Below are 20,166 nucleotides of genomic sequence, written 5' to 3'. Positions count from 1 at the left end.
CTGCCGAAACATTGTCTTCGGTGACACGAAAAAACCACCTGGCCCGGGTTCTCACCCAAGCCAGGCGGCTTCGTCTTCCGGTCGGGCTGACAGGATTCGAACCTGCGACCCCTTGACCCCCAGTCAAGTGCGCTACCAAACTGCGCCACAGCCCGGACCCGCACTCCGTGGAGTGCGATGTGAGTACTTTAGCGGGTCCGAAAGCCGGGGTTGCAACCAGGGGTCACTGTGTGTCTGAGCTGGGAAAACAGACCGTGAGGGCCGCCCTGTCGCAATCAGGCGGCGTCGGCGGGGTCACTGTGGGTTGTCCGCGTGCGTGAGGGTCTGCCAGGCGACGAACAGGCTGTTGGTGCCTGCGGGGCGCTGGCGCAGGGTGAGGGCTTCGGTGTTGCTCATGGTGTGCCCGAGGCGGGTGTGGAGGTGGTTGTAGCCGACCTCGGTGACCGGGCCGAGGCCGAGCTTCAGGCTGCCGCCGCACAGCCACGACGGGACGGTCGCGCCCATCTGGTACTTCGCGTGGAAGCCGAGGCCTTCGCGGAGGCGGTCGGCGATCTCCGGGTAGAGGTCCTGGCCCTGGATGCGGGTGGTTTCGGCGAAGTTCGCGATGGCGGCGAGGCCGTAGCCGGTGTGGGTGAAGTCGCGGCAGGTCTCCTGGGACAGGCCGTTGACGAAGGTTGTCTGGCCCTGCCAGTACTTCACGATCTTGTCGCGGGTGTCGAGGCCGCTGCCGGGTGCGGTCTTCGGGAGGGCTCCGTCGCTGGTCAGGTAGAGGTAGGCGGGGACGCGAGTGCGGAACTTCGCGACGGCCTTGTCGTAGCTCGTCTTGTCGTCGAGGAAGACCGCGATGCCGACCGCGGCCTCGGTCATGCTGAGTTCCCAGTTTCCGTTGCTGTGACTGCCGTTGATCACCTCGGGCAGGTACACGTTCCGCAGCATGGTGCCGAAGCGGCCGGAGTTCGGCCAGCTCGGGTAGGTGTGCTTGATGATCTCCGCCGCGCGCGGCCACGAGGAGGCCGACCACGCCGACTGCAGGGGAGCGTTGCTGTTCGTGTGGTCCTTCACTACCGCCGACCAGGCGTCCATGATCTCGATCGCCTTGGTCGCGTATTTCGCGTCGCGAGTGATGTACCAGGCGAGGGAAAGAGAATATGCGGCGATCGCGTCCTGCCGTTCATCGGTACACCCGATGTTCGGATTCGAATAGGGACCGCATTCGACGACGGCGCGTGGTTTCGGTGATCGGGACAGCGACGCGTACGAACTCGACATCATCGCGTCGTAGGCCTGTTTCCACGGTTGCGCGCCGGCTTGGACCTTGGCGCGCACGAAGTCCAGTTGCGGGCGGCTGACCAGCACGCCGGGGTGGGTGAAGGTGGCGGGCGCGGCCTGGGCGGGAGCGTTGAAAAGGCCTAGCGCCAAGGGGATGAGCGTGGTCAGGGCGAGCAGTTTTCTCGGTAGGGACATGGTTCTCCTCGGGCGGGTGTGAGCCAGGTCACCGGCGGCGTGCGATTCAGTGTCATGGTCTGAACCAGTTGCGTCAAGACCTTAATTCGCCCCGAAAAGAAAGAAGTGCCGCTTTGTTCAGCGGGCTGAACAAAGCGTTCAGCCCGCTGAATGAATCAGTGTGGCCAAGGGCCTACGAAGGCCGGGCTTCCGATGGGGTAGCTGCCGATGAGTTTCCAGGTCGCGCGTTCGTAGGCTTGAATCGCGTCATCGCTCTGCGACGCGACATAACAATGCTCGCCGACGATCGAGAAATGCCGCGGCCAGCTACCGGTCCCGTGGTCGGCGACGGCTTTCGGGAGGACGCCGTCGAGCGTGAACTCGGTGATCGCTTCGGGACCGCGGTTCGACAGGAACAGCCGGTCGCCGTGCAGTTCGAGCTGTCCCGGGAGGTTCTCGCCGCCGGGGCTCAGCGTCGCGGGAACCGAGTTCACCACCGTGAACGAGCCTGGCTGCTCTTCCCGCATCGTCATCACCGAGGCTGCCAGTTCGCCGACGACGTAGGCGTGACCGGAACCCGGACGCCGGACCAGCTGACGTGGACCCGTGCCGGCGGGCAGCTCCGACACCGAGACCGGGATCAGTTCGCCGTCCTCGCCGATGCGGTAACTGCGGATCTCGTCGGCGCCGAGATCGACCGCGCTCACCAGTGTGCCGCTTTCGTCCACCACGGCCATGTGCACGTGCGCGGCTTCCTGCCGCTCGGCGTTGGGACCGGTGCCTTCGTGCTGGACGAGCGCCGTGCGCACGGTGGGCACCCCGTCCGGGCCGAGCGCGAAGGCGGCAAGGCTTCCGCCGCTGTAGTTGGCGCACAACAGGAACCGGCCATCGGGCGTGACCGCCAGATGACACGGATCCGCGCCGCCGGTCGGCAGCGAGTTCAACGCCTCCAGTGTGCCGTCCTCGGCGACCGCCACGGCGGTGATGGCGCCCTCGGCCGTCTCGTTCACGGCGTAGAGCACCGGCAACGTCGGATGCGGCGTCAGCCAGCTCGGCGAGTCCAGCGCGAGGGAGCCCGCCGGGGTCAGCTCCCCGGTCCGCTCGTCGCGCCAGAAGGTGCCGATGCCTTCACCGTTGCCGTTGCTCGCGGCGGTGTAGGAGCCGACGATGATCAGGATCCGGTCGTCGTTCGCAGGAGTCACAGGCACACTGTGCAGCAAACCGGGGCATCCGTGAAGGCCTCCTTGCTTACCCTCAAGGTAGGCAAGGAGGCCTTCACGGATCGACCGGAACCTCTACTTCAGCGAGTTGTCCACTGTGGTCATGAGGGCTCCGGTGTCACCCGACATCTCCCAGGCCATGACTCCGAGCAGCCCTCTGGTCTTGAGCCAGGCGACCTTCTGCTGGATGGACCAGGCGTCGTCGAAGGTCCACCATTGCCCGCCGTTGCCGGTGTAGCACGCCGTGGCCACGGCCGCGGTGTCGTGCTGGACGGTGCAGCTCGGCACGCTGGCCAGGAGATTCGCGTAGCCACGAGTACCTGCTTCCTCGGCGAACTGGCCTGGCGCGGCGCCGGTCGCGCTCTGCCATTCACCCTTCTTGCCGCCGTCCGCGACCCCTTGCCATCCTCGCCCGTAGAAGGCGAGCCCGAGGGTCAGTTTCCGTGGATTCGCCCCGGCGCCGGTGTAGGCGTTGATCGCCGACTCCACACTGAACTTGAAGTTGTACGGGTCGTCCGCGTCGGCGTAGAGGTTTCCCTGATGGCCGGTGCGGTACGGCTCCCACGAGTTGTCGCTGCCCGAACCGTGGAAGTCGTAGCCCTGCACGTTGGCGACGTCGAGGTAGTCGAAGATCTTCGGGATTTCCCAGCCGCCGCTCACCTTCGCCGGGTCGGCGGGGGTGAACGCCTGCAGTTCGTACCGCTTGCCGGTGGTAGCGCCGTAGGCGTCCATCTGCGTGCGGAACTCGGCCAGCAGCGCGGTCAGGTTCGTCTTGTCGTTGGCGCTCCAGTGGTTCCCGGGATGCCCGTCGGGACTGCCCGGCCATTCCCAGTCGATGTCGATGCCGTCGAAGATGCCCGCGGCCGTGCCCGGCCCGCCGGCGCCGCCGTACGCCTTCACGTTCCCCTTCAGGTACGTGTCGATGCACGACGCGACGAACTTCTGCCGGGACGCGGCCGTGGCCGCGACGTCGGAGAAGTACTTCGAATAGGTCCAGCCGCCCAAGGAGATGAGCACCTTCAGATTCGGGTTCTTGGCCTTGAGCTTCTTCAGCTGGTTGAAGTTGCCGCGCAACGGTTCCCAGCCGGTGTCGCCGACACCGTCGACGGACTGCGACGCGGACATCGGCCGCGAGTAGTCGGCTTCCGCGTCTCCCGCGCCGTCACCCTGGCTCGGGTCCTGCGGATTCGACGTCGTCCCCTTGGTGACACCCGAAAGGCAGGTGTGGTTGACCGGGTCGATGTTGCCGAAGGCGTACAGCAGATGCGTCAGCTTGCTCGCGGATCCGTTGGTCACCAGGTTCTTGACGAAGAACTGGCGGCCGTAGATACCCCACTGGACGAAGTAGCCGACCCGGGCGTACCCACTCACGATGTCGCCGGTGCGAGCGCTGACAGCGGCGCTCGCCGCGGAGACGTTGTCGTACCCGTCGCGGGCTTTGACCGTGAAAGAGTACGAAGTAGACGGTGAAAGCCCGCTCACCGTCGCGGTCGTCCCGGTCACCGTGGTGGCCAGTGTCGTGCCGCGGTAGACGTCATAGGAGACGACGCCGGTGTTGTCGGTGGACGCGGTCCACGCCAGCGCGACGGAGCTGGAGGTGACCGCGGTCGAGCGGAGGTTCGACGGCGCCGTCGGTGCCTGGGTGTCGTCGCCCGGGTTGTTGGTGGTCACGGCCAGCGCCGGGGTGGGCGGGGACTTGGTGTCCTTCCGGTCCTTGGCGACGACGGTGAAGCTGTAGGCCGTGTTCGGCGTCAGGCCGGTGATCCTGGCTTCGGTACCGGTGACCGACGCCGCCAGGGTGGTGCCCTGATAGACGTCGTAGCCGGAGACGGGCAGCGAACCCGGCGCCGACGCGTTCCAGGCCAGCGCCGCGGTCGTGGTCGTCTTCGCCACGAGGCGCAGGTTGGCCGGCGTCGACGGCGGCGTGTCGCCCGAGCCGTCGCAGTTGGCGTCGTCGATCCGGCACGTGGTCGGGTTGACCGCGGAGCTGAGCTGGAACGACGGGCTGTAGGGGTAGGTCGAGCGGCCCGGCGCGAGCGACTTGATGTAGTACGCCGGGGTGAGGGTGACCTGGTTGCCCGCTTGGGACACGGTGGCGTTGGAGCCGCTCGTGGCGGTCACCCCGGCGGGGAGGGTGAAGGTGATGGACCAGTCGGCGACGGTTTCGCTGCTGGGGTTGGTGACGGTGTACTCACCGGTGGTCCCCGTCAAGGTGAAGGCGGCGCGGAGGCGGCCCGCCGCCAATGCCGGAGTGCCGGCGGCCACGAGGAGCCCGGCGGCGAGGAGTGTCACGGTGAGTGCGCTGAGTAGTCGTTTTCCGGTGCGTCTCATGGCGGTTCTCTCCAAAAGAGGCGGCGAGACTGAACCTGATCTGAACTGGCGCGATGTGGTCTAGACCACACCTGAATGTAGCGCGGCTCGCATAAAAGGTCTAGACCGATTCGGGGGGCGTGAACCCGTTCGGCCCCCGCCGCGGATAGCAGGTGACACTGTCGAACGGCGAAGGGCGGTTCATGAGCACATCTGGGGTGGATCCGGGCGATCTCGAAGACGCGGAGCTGATCGCGAGGTCGGTGACCAGGCCGGACTGGTTCTCCGCGATCTTCGACCGGCATGCCGCGCACATCCACCGGTACCTGGTCCGGCGCATCGGACCCACCGCCGGCGAGGACGCGCTGGGCGAGGTGTTCCTGGTGGCCTTCCGCAAACGCGAGGGCTACGACACCGAGCGCCGCGACGCCCGGCCGTGGCTCTACGGGATCGCGACCAACCTGGTGGCGCAGCGGCGCCGCGAGGAGGTCAAAGAACTGAAACTGCGTGAAGCCCTCGGTCCGCCGCCGGAGCAGGAAGGACATGCCGAGCGCGTCGCCGAGCAGGTCACCGCCGAGGCGATGGGAAAGCTGCTGGACTCGGCGCTGGCGGAACTGACCGACGGGGACCGGGACGCGCTCACGTTGTTCGCCGGGGAAGGCCTGAGCTACGAGGAAGTGGCCTCGGCACTGGGCATTCCGCTCGGCACCGTCCGCTCACGGCTCAACCGCGCCCGCCGGAAGGTCCGCGAGGCACTGGGGCGCCAGGACATCACGACTTCGAAGGAGATCACCACCCATGGATGAGCTGCAGCTGATCGCGGAGCGGACCGGATCGGTCCCGCTCGCGGAATCCGGCGCGCTCGGCGCGGCGCGGGCGCGCCTGATGGCCGAGATCGCCGCCGCCGAAGCGGAAAACGTGGTGCCGCTGCGGAAACGGCGGCGCTGGGTCTGGACCGGGGTGGGGGCGGCGGGGCTGGCCGCGGCCATCACCGCTGTGGTCGCGCTGGCCCCGGTCGAGGAGGTCGGGCTCGAACCGCCCGCGGCCGCCGCGGATCCGGTGATGGTGCTCCGCAACGCCGCGGCGGCCGCGCTGAAGACGCCGGGCACGCCGCCGAAACCGGACCAGTTCGTCTACACGAAGACCAAGCAGCCCGACGGTGAGCGGGAATCATGGCTTTCGGCCGATGGCACCCGCGACGGGTTGATCAAAATGGCGGAGGGGGGTTTCTTCCCGCTTCCGGGCTGCCGGAACGGACAGGCGCAGGCGTACAAGGGCGAGGAACCGCTCAAGGGTGTCACCGAGCCGTGCACGCCAAGGCCCGCTTACCGGGCGGATCTCCCCACCGACGCCGACGCGATGTTCGCCTACCTCAACGCCAACCACAGCGGTCACGACGGCGACTTCAACGCGATCGGCAAGGACGTCCTCGCGCTGGCGAACGAAAACTACCTTCCGCCCGCCGTCCGGGCGGCTCTGTTCGGCGCGGCGGCGAAGGTCCCGGGGCTGCGCGCCGTCGACCACATCCAGGACGCGGCGGGCAGGCCCGGGGTCGGCATCACCTGGCCGCTGCGGCCGGAGGACGACCCCAAGGTGGCGAAACCGGTCGTGATCGTCTTCACCGCCGACACGTTCCAGTACCTGGGCGCGAATTCGACCGCGGTGACCGCGTTCGGCGTGGTGGACGCGGTCGGTCAGCGGCCCTAGCGGTCACCGCACAGCGGGTCAGCGGCCGGTGAAGGTCGCCTTGCCGGGGCCGTCGGCGAGGAACGACTTCACCGCGCCGCGCAGGTCCTCGGTGTCGAAGAGTCGGGCGGCGATCGTCGTGATGTGCTCGTTCGCCTCGGCGACGCCGCCGTGCTCGTAGTGTTCGAGAACCTTCTTCGTGGCCGCGTGCGCCTGGGTCGGACCCTGCGCGAGGTCGTTCGTGAACGCGCGGACCGCCTGGTCGAAGGCGTCCGCCGGGAACACGCGGTTCACCACGTTCCAGCGTTCGAGGGTCGCGGCGTCGTAGGTCGCGCCGGTCATCACGAACTCCTTGGCGCGGCCGACGCCGGCGCGGGCGGCGAGCCGCTGGGTGCCGCCCATGGTCGGGGTCAGGCCGACGACCCGCTCGACGAGACCGAACTTGGCCTTCTCGCTCGCCAGGATGATGTCGCAGGCGACCGCGACCTCGAAGGCCCAGGTCAGGCACAGGCCGTGGGCGGCGAACACGGTGGGGAACGGGAGCGCGGCGATCCGGTCGGGGATCGCCAGCATCTCGTCGAAGAGCACCTTGGCCTCGGCCGCGGAAGACTGGGCGTCGAACAGGGAGACGTCGACCCCTCCGCTGACGATCTTCCCCTCGGCCCGGATGAGCGCCGCGCGCGGCGGCGTGGCCTCCAGGTCGCCGATCGCCTCGCCCAGTTCCTGCTGGAGTTCCGCGGTGTAGAGGTTCAGGGGCGGCGAAGCGATGGTCAGGACGGCGACGCCGTCCTCGCGGTCGAGACGGATCGAGGTGGCCAAGGCGGTGTTCCCTCCGCTAGATCGTTTTCGGTGACCCTAGCCGGAGGAGTCCGCGAGTTCGCCCCATTGCGCCTGTGCTTCTGGTCGCCATTCCACGTGCTTGCGGTGGAACAACTCCGCCGCGCGCACGCCACTCCAGCCGTCGGGAAGAAGTTTTAGCGGGAGCCGTGGATCGAGGAACGGGAAACTGCGCCATTCGTGGACGAGTTCGGTCTGCGCGCGGAGAACGCCGTGTTCACCCGAAGGATGCAAACCGGTGAAACGGTCGATGAAATCCTCGTACCGGTCCTTCAGTTCGCTGAGATCCCAGGACCGCGCGACCATCGTCTCCTGATCGCCCACGTCGCCATAGGCGGCGGTGAACGACATCGCCTGCGCGTCGAGGCCGAGATCCTGCACGATCTGCTGGGCCTCCCGCTGGCGGCTGAGGTCCGGGCTGACCCAGACGCCCGCGACTGGGGAGCCGAATCCGGCCCAGGTCAGGCGCGTGCGCAGCCGGTGCCGGAGATCGCGCTTCGCTTCAGGGACCGAGACGATCAGCATCAGCCAATGGCCGTCCCATGCCCGCTCTTCGTTGCCGAAGGCGTAGATCCGTTCCGCGCCTTCGGTCAGGAGGCGTCTGCCTGGTGGAGTGAGCGACCAGCGCACTCTTCGTCCGACGCGTTCGGAGACGACCCAGCCTTCGGCGGAGGAGCGGGCCAGCGCCTGCCGGGCGGACTTCTCCTCGATGTCCAGCACTCGCAGTGCTTCGACCAGCGTGGACGTCCAAATCGGCTGGTCGCGGGGCAGGACGTACTCGCCGAGGATCGTCATCAGCAGCGAGCGCGCGCTGGCATGACTGACTTCCCGCCGCCTGCTCAGTGTCGGCCTTCGGGTACCGCCTTTCTGCTGATGGGCGACGGGGACCTGGGTGGCGGAATCCGCCATTTGCTGTCACCGACCTCAATGCTCGGGGGTTCGTTCGGGTCCAGAAGAACAACAAGGTTACCCACGTTCCGTGATCGGTTGGATACTTGCCACTCTTCCGAGGGACCACGAGCTGTTCAATCGGTCCCCGTAGACTCACAGATCTCATGAGCGCCACACTCGTTGCCAAGGATCTCGCCGCCGGCCACGGCGACCGTGTTCTGTTCTCCGGTCTCGACCTCGTCGTCGCCCCAGGCGAGGTGATCGGGCTCGTCGGCGTCAACGGCGCGGGCAAGTCGACCCTGCTGAAAACTCTCGGCGGCCTCGTTCCGCCCGAAGAGGGCAGCATCCGGCTGAACCCGCCCACGGCCACCGTCGGTCACCTACCGCAGGAGCCGGAACGCCGCGAAGGGGAATCGGTCCGCGCGTTCCTCGCACGCCGCACCGGTGTCACCGCCGCGCAGGCGGCGCTCGACGTCGCCACCGAGGCGCTGACCGCGGGTGAACCCGGCGCGGACGACGCCTACGGTGAGGCCCTCGATCGCTGGCTCGCGCTCGGCGGGGCCGACCTGGACGACCGTGCGGGCGAGGTCGCCGCGGAACTCGGGCTCACGGTCAGTCTCGACCTGCCGATGCTGTCGCTGTCCGGCGGGCAGGCGGCGCGGGCGGGGATGGCCTCGCTGCTGCTGAGCCGCTACGACATCTTCCTGCTCGACGAGCCGACCAACGACCTCGACCTCGACGGGCTGGAACGGCTCGAGCGGTTCGTGACCGGGTTGCGCGCCGGGACGGTGCTGGTCAGCCACGACCGCGAATTCCTCGCCCGCACCGTGGATCGCGTCGTCGAACTCGACTTCGCGCAGCAACAGGTACGGACCTATGGCGGCGGTTACGAGTCCTATTTGGAGGAACGCGCCGTCGCGCGGAGGCACGCCCGCGAGGAGTACGAGGAGTTCGCGAACACCAAGGCGTCGCTCGAAGCCCGCGGCGCGATGCAACGTTCGTGGATGGAGAAGGGCGTCAAGAACGCCCGGCGCAAGGCCACCGACAACGACAAGGTGGGCCGCAAGTTCCGGAGCGAGGCGACGGAGAAGCAGGCGTCGAAGGCCCGGCAGACCGACCGCATGATCGAACGGCTCGACGTCGTCGAAGAACCGCGCAAGGAATGGGAACTGCGGATGGAGATCGCCGCGGCGCCCCGGGCGGGTGCGGTTGTGGCGACTCTGCGCGGCGCGGTGGTACGACGGGGCGAGTTCACTCTCGGCCCGGTGGATCTGCAGATCGACTGGGCGGACAAGGTCGCGATCACCGGGGCCAACGGCGCCGGGAAGTCGACCCTGCTGGCCGCCCTGCTCGGCCGCGTCCCGGTCGACGAGGGCGCCGCGTCGCTCGGCTCCGGCGTCGTCATCGGCGAGGTCGACCAGGCGCGGAAGCTCTTCCTCGGCGACCTTCCGCTCTTCGAGGCCTTCGCCCGGGAGGTTCCGGAACTCGCCGACGCCGACGTACGGACGCTACTGGCGAAGTACGGGCTGAAGGCCGCGCACGTCCTGAGGTCGGCAGCGACGCTGTCGCCGGGGGAGCGGACGCGGTCGGCGCTGGCGCTGCTGCAGGCGCGCGGGGTGAACCTGCTGGTGCTCGACGAGCCGACGAACCACCTGGACCTGCCCGCGATCGAGCAACTTGAGTCGGCGCTGTCGGAATACCCGGGGACGCTGCTCCTGGTGACACACGACCGGCGGATGCTGGACGCGGTGGAGACCACGCGGCGGCTGGAAGTGGCCGACGGGAAGGTCACCGAGCTTTGAGCGTTGAGAGGACGAAATGCGGGAGTGCGGCTCGCGATGTCGGCGTCCTTTGTCTCGAATGAGGCCGAACGTCACTGTCTACAAGGGACACTGTCGGACAACTCCGTGTCCGATTGATGGCTACATGTGCGGTTTTGAGTGGCGTCGTGAGTGCTGATTAGGGTTATTGATGGGTAGGGCAAAGGTGGCGGGTTGGGATCTGGTCCGTGAAGGACTCCTTGAGGGACTCTGGGTCCCTCAAGGAGTCCTTCACGGACGCGAGGAACGCCCCGCACCTCGCCGCGCCGGATCGCGATCAGGGGGCGAAACGCAAGTGCGCCCGGAGCGCGTTTAGCGGGCTAAACGCGAGATGTGTCCCAGTGTCACGGGGGATCGTCCCGTCAGGGTAGTGAAGGGCCCCTTCACTACCCTGAGGGTAGGCAAGGAGGCCTTCACGGCGCGATGACTCATACGCCACGTTTGACTTACCTCTCAATAGAACCCTACTTGGCACTCACGACCCCCTCGCGAAACCACGCATACCACTCAAGTTAGACACTTGCCTGCCAAAAGATGTCCTTTATGGACATCTCCGTTCTCGTCCCGGCTTCGGGCAGCCAGTCCGGACCCGCGCCAGGGCACGCCACGTTTGACTTACCCACCAATAGAACGCTCCTTATCACTCGCGACACCCTGGGCCGCGGCCCGGCTTCCGGCGCCAGTCCGGACCAATGCATTGAGAGGACTGAATGCGGGGGCAAGTCAGCCCTTGGTCGCGCCGCCGGTGAGTCCCTTCACGAACTGCTTCTGCAGCGCCAGGTAGAAGATCAGCACCGGCAGGGTCGCCAGGAACATCAGGGCGAACACGCTTCCGAGGTCCGCCTGGTACTGGCCGATCGAGCGGTAGATCCCGGTCGTGACCGTGGTCCCCTGGCTGGGGCCGAGGATGATCAGCGGGTCGATGAAGTCGTTCCAGATCCACACCCCGAGGAAGATCAGCACGCTCGCCGTCGCCGGCCGCAGCAGCGGGAACACGATCCGCCAGAACACCTGCGTCCGGCTCGCCCCGTCGAGCAGGGCGGCCTCCTCGAGTTCCACGGGCACCCCGCGGATGAAGCCGGTGAACACGAACACCCCGAACGGCACGTAGTACCCGACGTTGAACAGCACCAGGCCCTGCAGCGTCGCCATCATCCCGGTCAGCCGCAGCACCTCGGTGACCGGGATCAGGATGACCTGCGGCGGGATCATCAAGCCCGCCAACAGGATCAGCGCGAGCACCTTGGTCCACCGCTTGCCGGAGCGCGCCAGGTAATGGCCGAGCATGGCCGAAAGCACCGTCAGCACGATGATCGACAGCACCGTCACGAGCATGCTGTTCGCCAGACTCACCCAGAACAGGCCGTCGGGCCGGGTGAGGACGGCGTGGATGTTGGCGAGCGTCGGTGGCAGCGGGACCGACGCCGGCTCCTGGGCGATCAGATCGCCGGGTTTGAAGACGTTGACGAGTACGTAATACAGCGGCACGAAGAAGATCGCGCTCGCCAGGATCGCCGCGGCGGGCCGGAGCCACGAACGCCGTGCACCGTCCACTGTGGTCACAGGTCGACCTCCCGTCGTCGCAGGAAGCGCAGCACGATCGTGGTCAGTGTCGCCACGATCACCAGCATCACCACGGCCATCGCGGAGGCGTAGCCGACGTGGTTCGCGTCGAGCCCGGTGGCGAGGACGTTGAACGCGATCGTGGCGGTGGTCCCCGAACCCGGTCCGCCGTTGGTGACGACCTTGACGTAGTCGTAGGTCTTGAACGCCGAGATCAGCAGGACGACGGTGTTGATCGTCAGTGACGGCGCGAGCAGCGGCCAGGTCACCGCGCGGAATCGCCGGACGGGTCCGGCGCCGTCGATGTCCGCGGCCTCCAGCAGTTCGGCGGGGACACCTTGCAGGCCCGCGAGATAGACGACCACGCAGAAGCCCAGCATCTGCCAGCACACGATCGACGCGACCGAGTACAGCGCCAGATCCGGGTCCGAGAGCCAGCCCGGCGGATGCTCGACGCCGATCGCGCGCAGGACCTCGTTGACCGGCCCCCGGTCGTCCAGCAATTTCGTCCAGATGATGCTGACCACGACCGAGCTGAGGATCACGGGCGTGAAGAACACGCTCCGCAAAACGTTGTACAGCCAGCCTTTCCGGTCGAGCAGCAGTGCGACGCCGAGGCCGAGCAGATTCGGCACGACCACCACGATCACGGTCAGGATCGTCGTGACCTCGAGCGCGGTCAGGAATTGCTCGTCCTGGAAGAGCAGCTTGTAGTTCTCGAGACCCACGAACCGCGAAGGCGGGTTGAACGGGTTGTGGTTCGTCAAGCTGTAGCCGAAGCTGATGAGGATCGGCGCCATCACGAAACAGAGATAGACGACGACGCCGGGAGCGCCGAACGAGGCGAAATGCCACACTCGCGGCAGGATCGGTTTTCTCCTCATCGCGCGTCAGCGCGCCTTCGCCCACTCGGCGTCCAGGAACGCGCACGCGTCGGCCACCGCTTTGCGGCCGGTGATGACGTCCTGGGCGGCCTGGTAGACCTTGTCCTTCATCCCCGGCAGGAGCCCGTCGTCCGCGGTCTCCCAGCTGAAGGCGTTCACGATCGCGTTCCTCTCGACGGCTTCCCGATAGAGGTCGTAGCCCGCCTTGAAGACCGGGCCCACGCCGGATGGCGGCGTGTAGCCCTTGATCGCGGGGAACAGGCCGTCGGCCTTGACCGACGCGTCGATCTGCTCCTTGTCGAGCTGGAACGCGAGCGCGAACTTCCTGGCGGCGTCGAGCTTCGGCGACTTGGCGTTCACGACGATGCCGCCGCCGGTGTAGGCGGGCACGACGAGTTTCCCGTCCTCGGAAGGGAAGTTGAAGACGCCGATCTCGAACGGCGGCTTCTTGGCGTCGGCGCTGGCGGCGAACCAGTTGCCCATCGGGTACATCGCGCCTTCACCGTTGAGGAAGGCCGCTTCGGTCGCCGAGTAGTCCCGCGAGACCTGTGTCTTGTCGAGGTAACCCTTGGCGACCAGATCGGCGAACTTCCCGAACGCCCGCTGGAAGGCCGGATCGGTGAACTTGACCTTGTCGGCCCGTCGCTGGGAAAGCCAGTCCGGGGTCTTGCCGTAGACATCGACGCTGACCAGGCCGTCCAGCAGCATCGCGGACGGGAACCCTTCCTTGCCGCCGCCGATGGTGAACGGCGTGATGCCCTTCGCCTTCAGTTTCCCGGCCGCGGCGAGGAGGTCCGCCCAGGTGGCCGGGGTCGAAGTGATTCCGGCGTCGGCGAAGAGCTTCTTGTTGTAGTAGATCGGCGGGATGGCCTGGGTGTTGGCGGGCAACTGGTGGTGCCCGCCCTTGATCGGGTTGGCGCCGGGGAACTGGAAGTCCTTGAGTTCCTCGGGCGTCCACGCGTAGAGGTTGCCCGATTCGGCGAAACCGGCCGAGTCGACGGCGATCGCGACGTCGGGGAACTGGCCGGACTGCAGCAGCTGCTTGGCGTATCCGGTCCGGTCGGTCGACGGGGCGACGAGCTTCTTCACGCTGAGACCGGGATTGCGGTCGGTCACGCGTTTGATGGCGGCGTCCCAATAGGACGGTGGCAGGTTCGGTGTCTCGAAGGTCAGGAAGGAGATCTCGCTGCCGGACGCGCTCGTCCCGCCGCCCACGGTGCAGCCGGTGAGACTGGCGGCGACGAGCAGCGCCGCTCCCCACGCGAAGGATCTTCTCATCCCCGGCCACCCTTCTCGCGACGATGCGCGGCGTCTCACGGACGTCGGCATTCGATCGGATGTCTAGGGGGATGTCAAGCAGGTTCACGGGGGGAAACGGCTCAAATCGGGCGATACATCTGACCTATTTCGGTGCTCGGACCTTGGTCAGCCGGATCATCGTGCTCGCGAAATCGCCGTCCGGAAGCCGGGGCAACAGGCCGTGTGCCTGCAGTGCGGCGCCGTGCCACACCTTTCCGGTGTCCTCGTCGCGGTACCGGCCGCCGGCGTCGAGGCCGTCGAGCCGGACCGGTCGTTCGGGAGCGTGGAAATGTGCCGCTTGCCGGAACACGAACACGACCGCGCGTCCACCGTCGGCCGCCACGTACTGCAGTGCCGAGACGCCGTCGGTGGACGGTGGCACGAGCCGGTAGAGCCTGCCGTGCTGCACGACCGGCCGGATCTCCTTGTACAGCGCGATCTGTTCGCGGGCGTAGTCCAGGTCCTCGTCCGGCCACTTGACGATGTCGCCGCCGATGCCCAGCACGCCCGCCATCGCGACGTGGAACCGGAAGCGCAGCGGGGTGGAGCGCTGGGTGACGAAGTTGGGGTCGTCGGTGACCCAGGCCGACATCGCGCGGGGCGGGTACACCTGCCCATAGCCGTGCTGAATGACGAGCCTGTCGAGCGCGTCGGTGTTGTCGGAGGTCCAGACCTGGTCCGTCCTGGCCATGACGCCGAAGTCGATCCGCCCGCCGCCGCCACTGCACGCCTCGATCCGCAGTCCGGGATGGCCGGCGCGGAGGCGGTCCATGATCGCGTAGACAGCGCGCGTGTGCTCCACCCACAGCCGGTCCGGGTCATTGTCGGCGGGCCAGCCCGCCTCGGTGAACGGCCGGTTCATGTCCCATTTCAGGAAGTCGATCCCGTGCTCGCCGACGAGCGCGTCGAGCCGGCCGAACGCCCACTCCGCGACGTCCGGGCGGGCGAAGTTGAGCACCAGCTGATTCCGCAGCTCGGATCGTGTCCGATGTGGATGGTGCAGGACCCAGTCCGGGTGCTCGCGGTAGAGATCGCTGTCCGGGTTGACCATCTCCGGTTCGACCCAGATCCCGAACTTCATGCCGAGACGTCGTACTTCGCCGATCAACGGCGCGAGGCCGCCGGGGAACTTGTCGCGGTTGACGGACCAGTCGCCGAGCCCGGCGTGGTCGCCGCTCCGGGCGCCGAACCAGCCGTCGTCCATCACGAACAGTTCGACACCGAGCGCCGCGGCTTTCTCCGCCAGCGCGCGCTGTCCGGCTTCGGTGACGTCGAATCCCGTCGCTTCCCAGGAGTTATAGAGCACCGGCCGGATTTCGTCCGGGTATGGAAGGACATGGCCGAGGGTGTACGCGTGCCATGCGCGGCTCGCGGCGCCGAAGCCGCCTTCGCTGTACAACCCGGCGAAGACGGGCGTGGTGAGGGTGTCCCCGGGCGCGAGGCGATGCACGACGCCGTCCTGGCCGAAACCCCCGGTCACGGTGAGGCGGCCGGTGGACGAGCGGGTGGTGGTGATGCGCCACGAACCGCTCCACGCGAGCGCGGCGCTGTAGACCTCGCCGTACCGCTCGGTCGCTTCGCCGTCGTCGATCATCACCCACGGATTGGCGTGGTGACTGGTGATGCCGCGCCTGCTGCCGAAGGTGGTCTCGCCGTGGGGGACCGGCTCCCGGAGCAGCTGGCTCTCCGCGGCCCAGCGACCGGTGACGTGGCTGATCCGGTAGTCCGGCCGGACGGGCACGACCCAGCTCGCCGAGTCGGCGCGGATGACCTCGATCGGGTCGTCCGCGCCGTCGTGGGTGAGTTCGGTCCAGCGCTCGATGACGTCGGTGCCCGGCGGGACGCGGTAGCCGAGGGTGATCCGCAGGGGATAGTGGCGGTCGCGGAAATGGACCTTCAGCAGCCCGCCGTCGATGGCGTGGGAGAGGTACCGCCATTCGAGGGCGCGGGTCCCGTCGGCGAACCGGACCTGGAGGGCGGGGGTCCAGTGCCGGGTGCCGCCGTCGGCGGCGAGTTCGTCGAGCCCCTCGTTGGGATCGTTGAAGGAGTCCCAGCGTGTCTTGGTCTCGGGAAGGACGTCGGCGAGCTGGTCCGCGGTGAGCGACGGGCCCCAGTGGACGTGACTGGGCGTGTCGTCCTCGGTCAGTCTCAGCGCGTAGCTCGTGGCCGCCGCGCGGATGAGCCAGGAACGGGTGCTCTCGTCGAAAACGATCTCGGTCACGGCGCCATCCTGACCTTAAACAGTGCCGAGGCCAAGTGTCTCAGCCGCCGACCTTCGCGATCGCCACGATGTTCTCCGGCCGCACCCGCACGACGACCTTCCCCGGTGACGTCGCGTAGGCCAGCCAGCCGTCGATCGTCTCCTGTCCGGCGTCGCCGAGGTAGCGCTCGGCGATCGGCATCGAACCGCGGCGGATCTCTTCGGGATCCGTGACGATCTCCGCGACACCTTCCACACTCACGAACGAATACGGCGGACGCTGGTCGTCGATGACCACCGAGACGCGCGGATTCTCCTTGAGTGCCCTGCCCTTGACGGTGTCGGCGCCCAGGTTGACCAGGATGTCGTCCCCGTCGACGGCGAACCAGACCGGAACGGCGTGCGGCCTGCCGTCCGGGCGGACCGTCGCGAAGACGGCGGTGCGGGTGCCTTCGGCGAGGAAGGCGCGGCGCTGTTCGTCGGTCATCTTCTCCGGCATTACCTCAGCCCTTCAGGATGGTGTCCAGGCCGAAGGCCGGGAACAGGTTGCTGTTGAACGTGGTGAACTCGGCGGCCTTGCCGTCGACGACGCGGACGAGGTCGAGTTTGAAGGCGCGGAACTCGGTGTCCCCGGGACGCCGCAGGTACGACGCGAAGGCGGGCATCCGGTTCGCGCCGACCGCGACGGCACGCCATTCGCCCATCTCCTCGGCGATCTTGCCGTGCCTGGCGAGCGGTTCGAGCCCGATGTAGCAGTGCGGTTCCGGTGGCATGGTGACGCGGACGTCGTCGCGGACCAGTTCGCCCAGCGAGGCGAAGTCCCCGCGGTCGTGCGCTTCGATGAGCCGCCGGACCAGCGCGCGTTCCTCCTCGGACGGGGCCGCCGCCGACCATTCACCGCGCTGCTGCGGAAGGCGTTCGCGCAGGGTCGCCCGGCCGCGCTGCAGGGCGCTGTTCGCGGCGGGGACCGAGAGATCCAGCAGTGTGGCGGTTTCGGCGGCCTGCCAGCCGAGCACGTCGCGCAGGATCAGCACCGCGCGTTGCTGCGGCGGCAGCATCTGCAGGACCGCGAGGAAGGCGAGTTCGATGGTCTCCCTGGCGACGGCGAGCGCGTGGGGTTCGCCCTCCGGCGGCGCGATCTCGTCCAGCAGCCTGTCCGGATAAGGCTGGATCCACGGGACTTCGGCGAAGGAGCGCAGCGATGGCACCTGGCGCTTGTTCCGGCGGATCGCGTCGAGGCAGGCGTTGGTGGCGATGCGGTACAGCCACGCGCGGAAGTTCCCGCCGTCGAAGGTGTCCAGCCCGCGCCAGGCGTTGATCAGCGCCTCCTGGACGACGTCTTCCGCTTCGTCGAACGAGCCGAGCATCCGGTAGCAGTGGACGTGCAGTTCCCGCCGGTGCCGCGCGGTGAGCGCGGCGAAGGCGGTTTCGTCCCCCGCCTTCGCCGCGGCGACTGTCGCGTCCGTTTCCGTGCTGGTCATGGCGCCTCCCATCGAGTGTTCTTACCCGATGTAACGGCGCCTTCGGCGAGAACTCATCGGTCCCGCGACGAGTTTTTTCCCGGGACCGCGAAACCGCAGGTCAGGGGCGAGCGGTGAGGTATCCGCCCATGGTGCGGAAGTACTCGGTCGCGGCCAGTTCGGTGCCGTCCTCGGTCCGGACCCGCTCGATGACGAGCCCGTGCGAACGGCCGCGGCGGGATTCGGGGCCGGCGACGATCACGACGCCCTCGCCCTCGCGGATGAAGATCCGCCCCGGGGTGCCGCCGTAGTGGCCCACCGACACCGAGGAGCGGACGACGCGCAGCGGCTTCCCGCGGTGGTAGGTGAAGGCGTTGGGATACGGGTCGGACTGCGCCCGCACCAGCCGCTCGATCTCGTCGGCGGGCCAGGACCAGTCGATGAGGCTGTCCTCGATGGCGCGTTTGTGGAAGAAGCTGGCCTTCGACCGGTCCTGGGCGACCGGGGTGAAGTTCCCGCTCGCGATCAACTCGATGGCTTCGGTGGTGATCGGCGCGATGAGCTCGACCGTCCGGTGGAAGAGATCGGTCGTCGTGTCCTTGGGCCCGACGGGGACCGACCGCTGCAGCACGATGTCACCCGCGTCGAGGTCGGCGTCCATCATGTGGGCGGTGAGGCCCACCTCGGGCTCGCCGTTGATGAGCGCCCAGATCAGCGGGGAGAACCCGGCGTAGGCGGGCAGCAGGGAGTCGTGCACGTTCAGGGTGCCGTGGCGTGGCATCTCGAAGATTTCGGGCGGCAGCCAGGTGCGCCAGTTGTTGGCGACGATCAGGTCGAGATCGGCTTCCTTCAGCTCCGCGAGCAGTTCGGCGTCGTCGGGACGCTGACGCAGCAGGGCGCGGATCCCGTTGGCCTCGGCGAGGTCGGCGACGGAATCGGACCAGATCTTCTCGTAGGCGTGGTCGCTCTTCGGGTGGGTGACGACGAGGGCGACTTCGTGGCCCGCGTCGATCAACGCCCGCAGGGTGCGGTGTCCCCAGGTCTGGTATCCGAACATGGCGACCCGCATGGGACCGGCCTCCTCCTGGTCGAGGGATGAACATCACCACTGAAAGTACTAGTTGAGCCTCACCTAACTTAGGTTAGGGTTCCCTGGTCTTTGTAAGAAGTACCGAGATGCGGCTGAGCCGCGCAAGGGGTTCAAAAGATGGCACGAGCAGTGGTCGGTGAACGGGTTCCGGTCTACGACGTGGTCGGGGTCGGGTTCGGGCCGTCGAACCTGGCGCTCGCGATCGCCGTCGCCGAACACAACGCCGCGCCAGGGGCCGAGACCGTCACGGCCCACTTCCTCGAGCGCCAGGTCCGCTTCGGCTGGCATCGCGGGATGCTGCTCGACAACGCCACCATGCAGGTCTCCTTCCTCAAGGACCTGGCGACGATGCGGAACCCGACGAGTTCGTTCAGCTTCCTGTCGTACCTGCACAGCAAGGGCAGGCTGGTCGATTTCATCAACCACAAGAACCTGTTCCCGCTGCGGATCGAGTTCCACGACTACTTCGAGTGGGCGGCCGCCAAGGTCGACGACGTGGTCTCCTACGGCACCGAGGTCCTTTCGGTCACGCCGGTCTTCGACGGCGAGGAGATCGTGTTCTTCGACGTCCACGCCCGCACCGACGGCGAACTGGTGAACCTGCGCGCCCGGAATCTGGTGATGGGCACCGGGCTGCGGCCGAATCTGCCCGAAGGGGTCACGCCCGGCACCCGGATCTGGCACAACAGCGAACTGCTGCACCGTGTCGAGGGAATGGCCGCCGAGGAGCCGCGCCGGTTCGTCGTCGTCGGCGCCGGGCAGAGCGCGGCCGAGGTCAGCGCGCTGCTGCACGACCGCTTCCCGCAGGCCGAGGTGTGCGCGGTGTTCGCGCGCTACGGCTACAGCCCGGCCGACGACAGCGCGTTCGCGAACCGGATCTTCGACCCCGAAGCGGTCGAGCGGTTCTACGCGGCGCCGGAAGAGGTCAAGGAACGCCTGATGCGCTACCACGGCGCGACCAACTACTCGGCCGTGGACATCGAGCTGATCGACGAGCTGTACCGCCGCGTCTATCGCGAAAAGGTGCAGGGAGTCGAACGCCTGAAGCTGATCAACGTCTCCCGGCCCACCGAGGTCGTCGACACCGGCTCGGGCGTACGGGTCACCATCGAAGCGCTGGAGACCGGTGAGCGGACCAGGCTCGACGCCGATTTCGTGGTGTACGCGACGGGGTACAGCCCGGCGGACCCGACCCCGTTGCTCGGCGAGCTCGCCTCCGCCTGCGCGCGCGACGACGAGGGCAGGCTGCGCGTCGAACGCGACTACCGGATCGTCACCGAACCCGCGCTGGACGGCGGCATCTACCTCCAGGGCGGTACCGAGCACACGCACGGCATCACGTCGTCGCTGCTGTCGAACACCGCGGTCCGGGTCGGCGAAATCCTCCAGTCCATTGTGGACCGGCGCGGCGCCGGCGCGTCCCGTCCCGAGTACGCGGTGAGCGGCACCGGCCCCGCCTGATC

At 67.6% G+C, this 20,166-nt stretch carries 16 protein-coding genes and 1 tRNA gene; 4 read left to right on the top strand and 13 right to left on the bottom strand.

All coding sequences use genetic code 11. From position 1 onward, the window contains the following. Positions 1-81 precede the first annotated feature (81 nt). The 4 genes from ACZ7KI_RS05385 to ACZ7KI_RS05370 form a co-directional block, all read right to left on the bottom strand. A tRNA-Pro gene (locus ACZ7KI_RS05385) sits at positions 82-155 on the bottom strand. 139 nt (positions 156-294) lie between these two features. After that, a complete protein-coding gene (locus ACZ7KI_RS05380; RefSeq protein WP_470271968.1) occupies positions 295-1,464 on the bottom strand; it encodes an alginate lyase family protein in 1,170 nt (389 codons plus the stop codon). A 155-nt stretch (positions 1,465-1,619) separates the two neighbouring features. Then, complete coding sequence (locus ACZ7KI_RS05375; protein ID WP_470271967.1) at positions 1,620-2,645, bottom strand: lactonase family protein; 1,026 nt, start codon at positions 2,643-2,645, stop codon at positions 1,620-1,622. Positions 2,646-2,738: 93 nt separating this feature from the next. After that, positions 2,739-4,955 (bottom strand): glycosyl hydrolase family 18 protein, encoded by a 2,217-nt coding sequence (locus ACZ7KI_RS05370; RefSeq protein ID WP_470272167.1) that lies wholly within the window; start codon positions 4,953-4,955, stop codon positions 2,739-2,741. Between the two features lie 221 nt (positions 4,956-5,176). Here ACZ7KI_RS05370 and ACZ7KI_RS05365 point away from each other — a divergent pair, with 221 nt between their 5' ends. Together ACZ7KI_RS05365 and ACZ7KI_RS05360 are read left to right on the top strand one after the other, a co-directional pair. After that, positions 5,177-5,779 (top strand): RNA polymerase sigma factor, encoded by a 603-nt coding sequence (locus ACZ7KI_RS05365; RefSeq protein ID WP_470271966.1) that lies wholly within the window; start codon positions 5,177-5,179, stop codon positions 5,777-5,779. Next, positions 5,772-6,680 carry a CU044_5270 family protein gene (locus tag ACZ7KI_RS05360; RefSeq protein ID WP_470271965.1) on the top strand — a complete coding sequence of 303 codons (909 nt, stop codon included), beginning with the start codon at positions 5,772-5,774 and terminating at the stop codon, positions 6,678-6,680. Before ACZ7KI_RS05365 ends, ACZ7KI_RS05360 begins: the two co-directional genes overlap by 8 nt. Before the next feature lie 18 nt (positions 6,681-6,698). Here the strand turns inward: ACZ7KI_RS05360 and ACZ7KI_RS05355 are convergent, their stop codons facing one another. Further along, entirely contained in the window at positions 6,699-7,478 is a 780-nt protein-coding gene (locus ACZ7KI_RS05355) for an enoyl-CoA hydratase/isomerase family protein (RefSeq protein ID WP_470271964.1), read from the bottom strand. Positions 7,479-7,514: 36 nt separating this feature from the next. Further along, positions 7,515-8,405, bottom strand: a complete 891-nt coding sequence (locus ACZ7KI_RS05350) for a PaaX family transcriptional regulator (protein WP_470271963.1) — start codon at positions 8,403-8,405, stop codon at positions 7,515-7,517. 146 nt (positions 8,406-8,551) lie between these two features. On the opposite strand from ACZ7KI_RS05350, the gene ACZ7KI_RS05345 reads away from it, so the two are divergent. After that, complete coding sequence (locus tag ACZ7KI_RS05345) at positions 8,552-10,189, top strand: ABC-F family ATP-binding cassette domain-containing protein (RefSeq protein WP_470271962.1); 1,638 nt, start codon at positions 8,552-8,554, stop codon at positions 10,187-10,189. A gap of 741 nt (positions 10,190-10,930) precedes the next feature. Here ACZ7KI_RS05345 and ACZ7KI_RS05340 read toward each other — a convergent pair. The 7 genes from ACZ7KI_RS05340 to ACZ7KI_RS05310 form a co-directional block, all read right to left on the bottom strand. Continuing rightward, complete coding sequence (locus ACZ7KI_RS05340) at positions 10,931-11,770, bottom strand: carbohydrate ABC transporter permease (protein ID WP_470271961.1); 840 nt, start codon at positions 11,768-11,770, stop codon at positions 10,931-10,933. After that, entirely contained in the window at positions 11,767-12,654 is an 888-nt protein-coding gene (locus tag ACZ7KI_RS05335) for a carbohydrate ABC transporter permease (protein WP_470271960.1), read from the bottom strand. The genes ACZ7KI_RS05340 and ACZ7KI_RS05335 overlap by 4 nt, the downstream gene beginning before the upstream one ends. Positions 12,655-12,660: 6 nt before the next feature. Then, complete coding sequence (locus ACZ7KI_RS05330; RefSeq protein WP_470271959.1) at positions 12,661-13,932, bottom strand: ABC transporter substrate-binding protein; 1,272 nt, start codon at positions 13,930-13,932, stop codon at positions 12,661-12,663. Positions 13,933-14,056: 124 nt separating this feature from the next. After that, on the bottom strand, positions 14,057-16,174 hold the full coding sequence (locus ACZ7KI_RS05325) for an alpha-galactosidase (RefSeq protein WP_470271958.1): 2,118 nt from the start codon (positions 16,172-16,174) through the stop codon (positions 14,057-14,059). Between the two features lie 40 nt (positions 16,175-16,214). After that, positions 16,215-16,652, bottom strand: a complete 438-nt coding sequence (locus ACZ7KI_RS05320) for a PPOX class F420-dependent oxidoreductase (RefSeq protein WP_470271957.1) — start codon at positions 16,650-16,652, stop codon at positions 16,215-16,217. A gap of 4 nt (positions 16,653-16,656) precedes the next feature. Continuing rightward, positions 16,657-17,634, bottom strand: a complete 978-nt coding sequence (locus tag ACZ7KI_RS05315) for an RNA polymerase subunit sigma-70 (protein ID WP_470271956.1) — start codon at positions 17,632-17,634, stop codon at positions 16,657-16,659. A gap of 100 nt (positions 17,635-17,734) precedes the next feature. Then, positions 17,735-18,682, bottom strand: coding sequence for a methionyl-tRNA formyltransferase (locus ACZ7KI_RS05310; RefSeq protein WP_470271955.1), 948 nt, complete (start codon positions 18,680-18,682; stop codon positions 17,735-17,737). 138 nt (positions 18,683-18,820) lie between these two features. On the opposite strand from ACZ7KI_RS05310, the gene ACZ7KI_RS05305 reads away from it, so the two are divergent. Beyond that, positions 18,821-20,164 (top strand): lysine N(6)-hydroxylase/L-ornithine N(5)-oxygenase family protein, encoded by a 1,344-nt coding sequence (locus tag ACZ7KI_RS05305; RefSeq protein ID WP_470271954.1) that lies wholly within the window; start codon positions 18,821-18,823, stop codon positions 20,162-20,164. Positions 20,165-20,166 lie beyond the last annotated feature (2 nt).

Source organism: Amycolatopsis sp. NPDC039088 (genome assembly GCF_055598845.1).
The sequence above is the reverse complement of the archived record's forward strand: the minus strand, read 5'-3'. Positions and strand labels throughout refer to the sequence as shown.

Excerpts from the sequence above, each read along its gene's own strand:
- ACZ7KI_RS05380 (WP_470271968.1), bottom strand. The coding sequence starts at position 1,464 with ATGTCCCTACCGAGAAAACTGCTCGCCCTGACCACGCTCATCCCCTTG.
- ACZ7KI_RS05365 (WP_470271966.1), top strand. The coding sequence starts at position 5,177 with ATGAGCACATCTGGGGTGGATCCGGGCGATCTCGAAGACGCGGAGCTG.
- ACZ7KI_RS05360 (WP_470271965.1), top strand. The coding sequence starts at position 5,772 with ATGGATGAGCTGCAGCTGATCGCGGAGCGGACCGGATCGGTCCCGCTC.
- ACZ7KI_RS05350 (WP_470271963.1), bottom strand. The coding sequence starts at position 8,405 with ATGGCGGATTCCGCCACCCAGGTCCCCGTCGCCCATCAGCAGAAAGGC.
- ACZ7KI_RS05345 (WP_470271962.1), top strand. The coding sequence starts at position 8,552 with ATGAGCGCCACACTCGTTGCCAAGGATCTCGCCGCCGGCCACGGCGAC.
- ACZ7KI_RS05335 (WP_470271960.1), bottom strand. The coding sequence starts at position 12,654 with ATGAGGAGAAAACCGATCCTGCCGCGAGTGTGGCATTTCGCCTCGTTC.
- ACZ7KI_RS05330 (WP_470271959.1), bottom strand. The coding sequence starts at position 13,932 with ATGAGAAGATCCTTCGCGTGGGGAGCGGCGCTGCTCGTCGCCGCCAGT.
- ACZ7KI_RS05320 (WP_470271957.1), bottom strand. The coding sequence starts at position 16,652 with ATGCCGGAGAAGATGACCGACGAACAGCGCCGCGCCTTCCTCGCCGAA.
- ACZ7KI_RS05315 (WP_470271956.1), bottom strand. The coding sequence starts at position 17,634 with ATGACCAGCACGGAAACGGACGCGACAGTCGCCGCGGCGAAGGCGGGG.
- ACZ7KI_RS05310 (WP_470271955.1), bottom strand. The coding sequence starts at position 18,682 with ATGCGGGTCGCCATGTTCGGATACCAGACCTGGGGACACCGCACCCTG.
- ACZ7KI_RS05305 (WP_470271954.1), top strand. The coding sequence starts at position 18,821 with ATGGCACGAGCAGTGGTCGGTGAACGGGTTCCGGTCTACGACGTGGTC.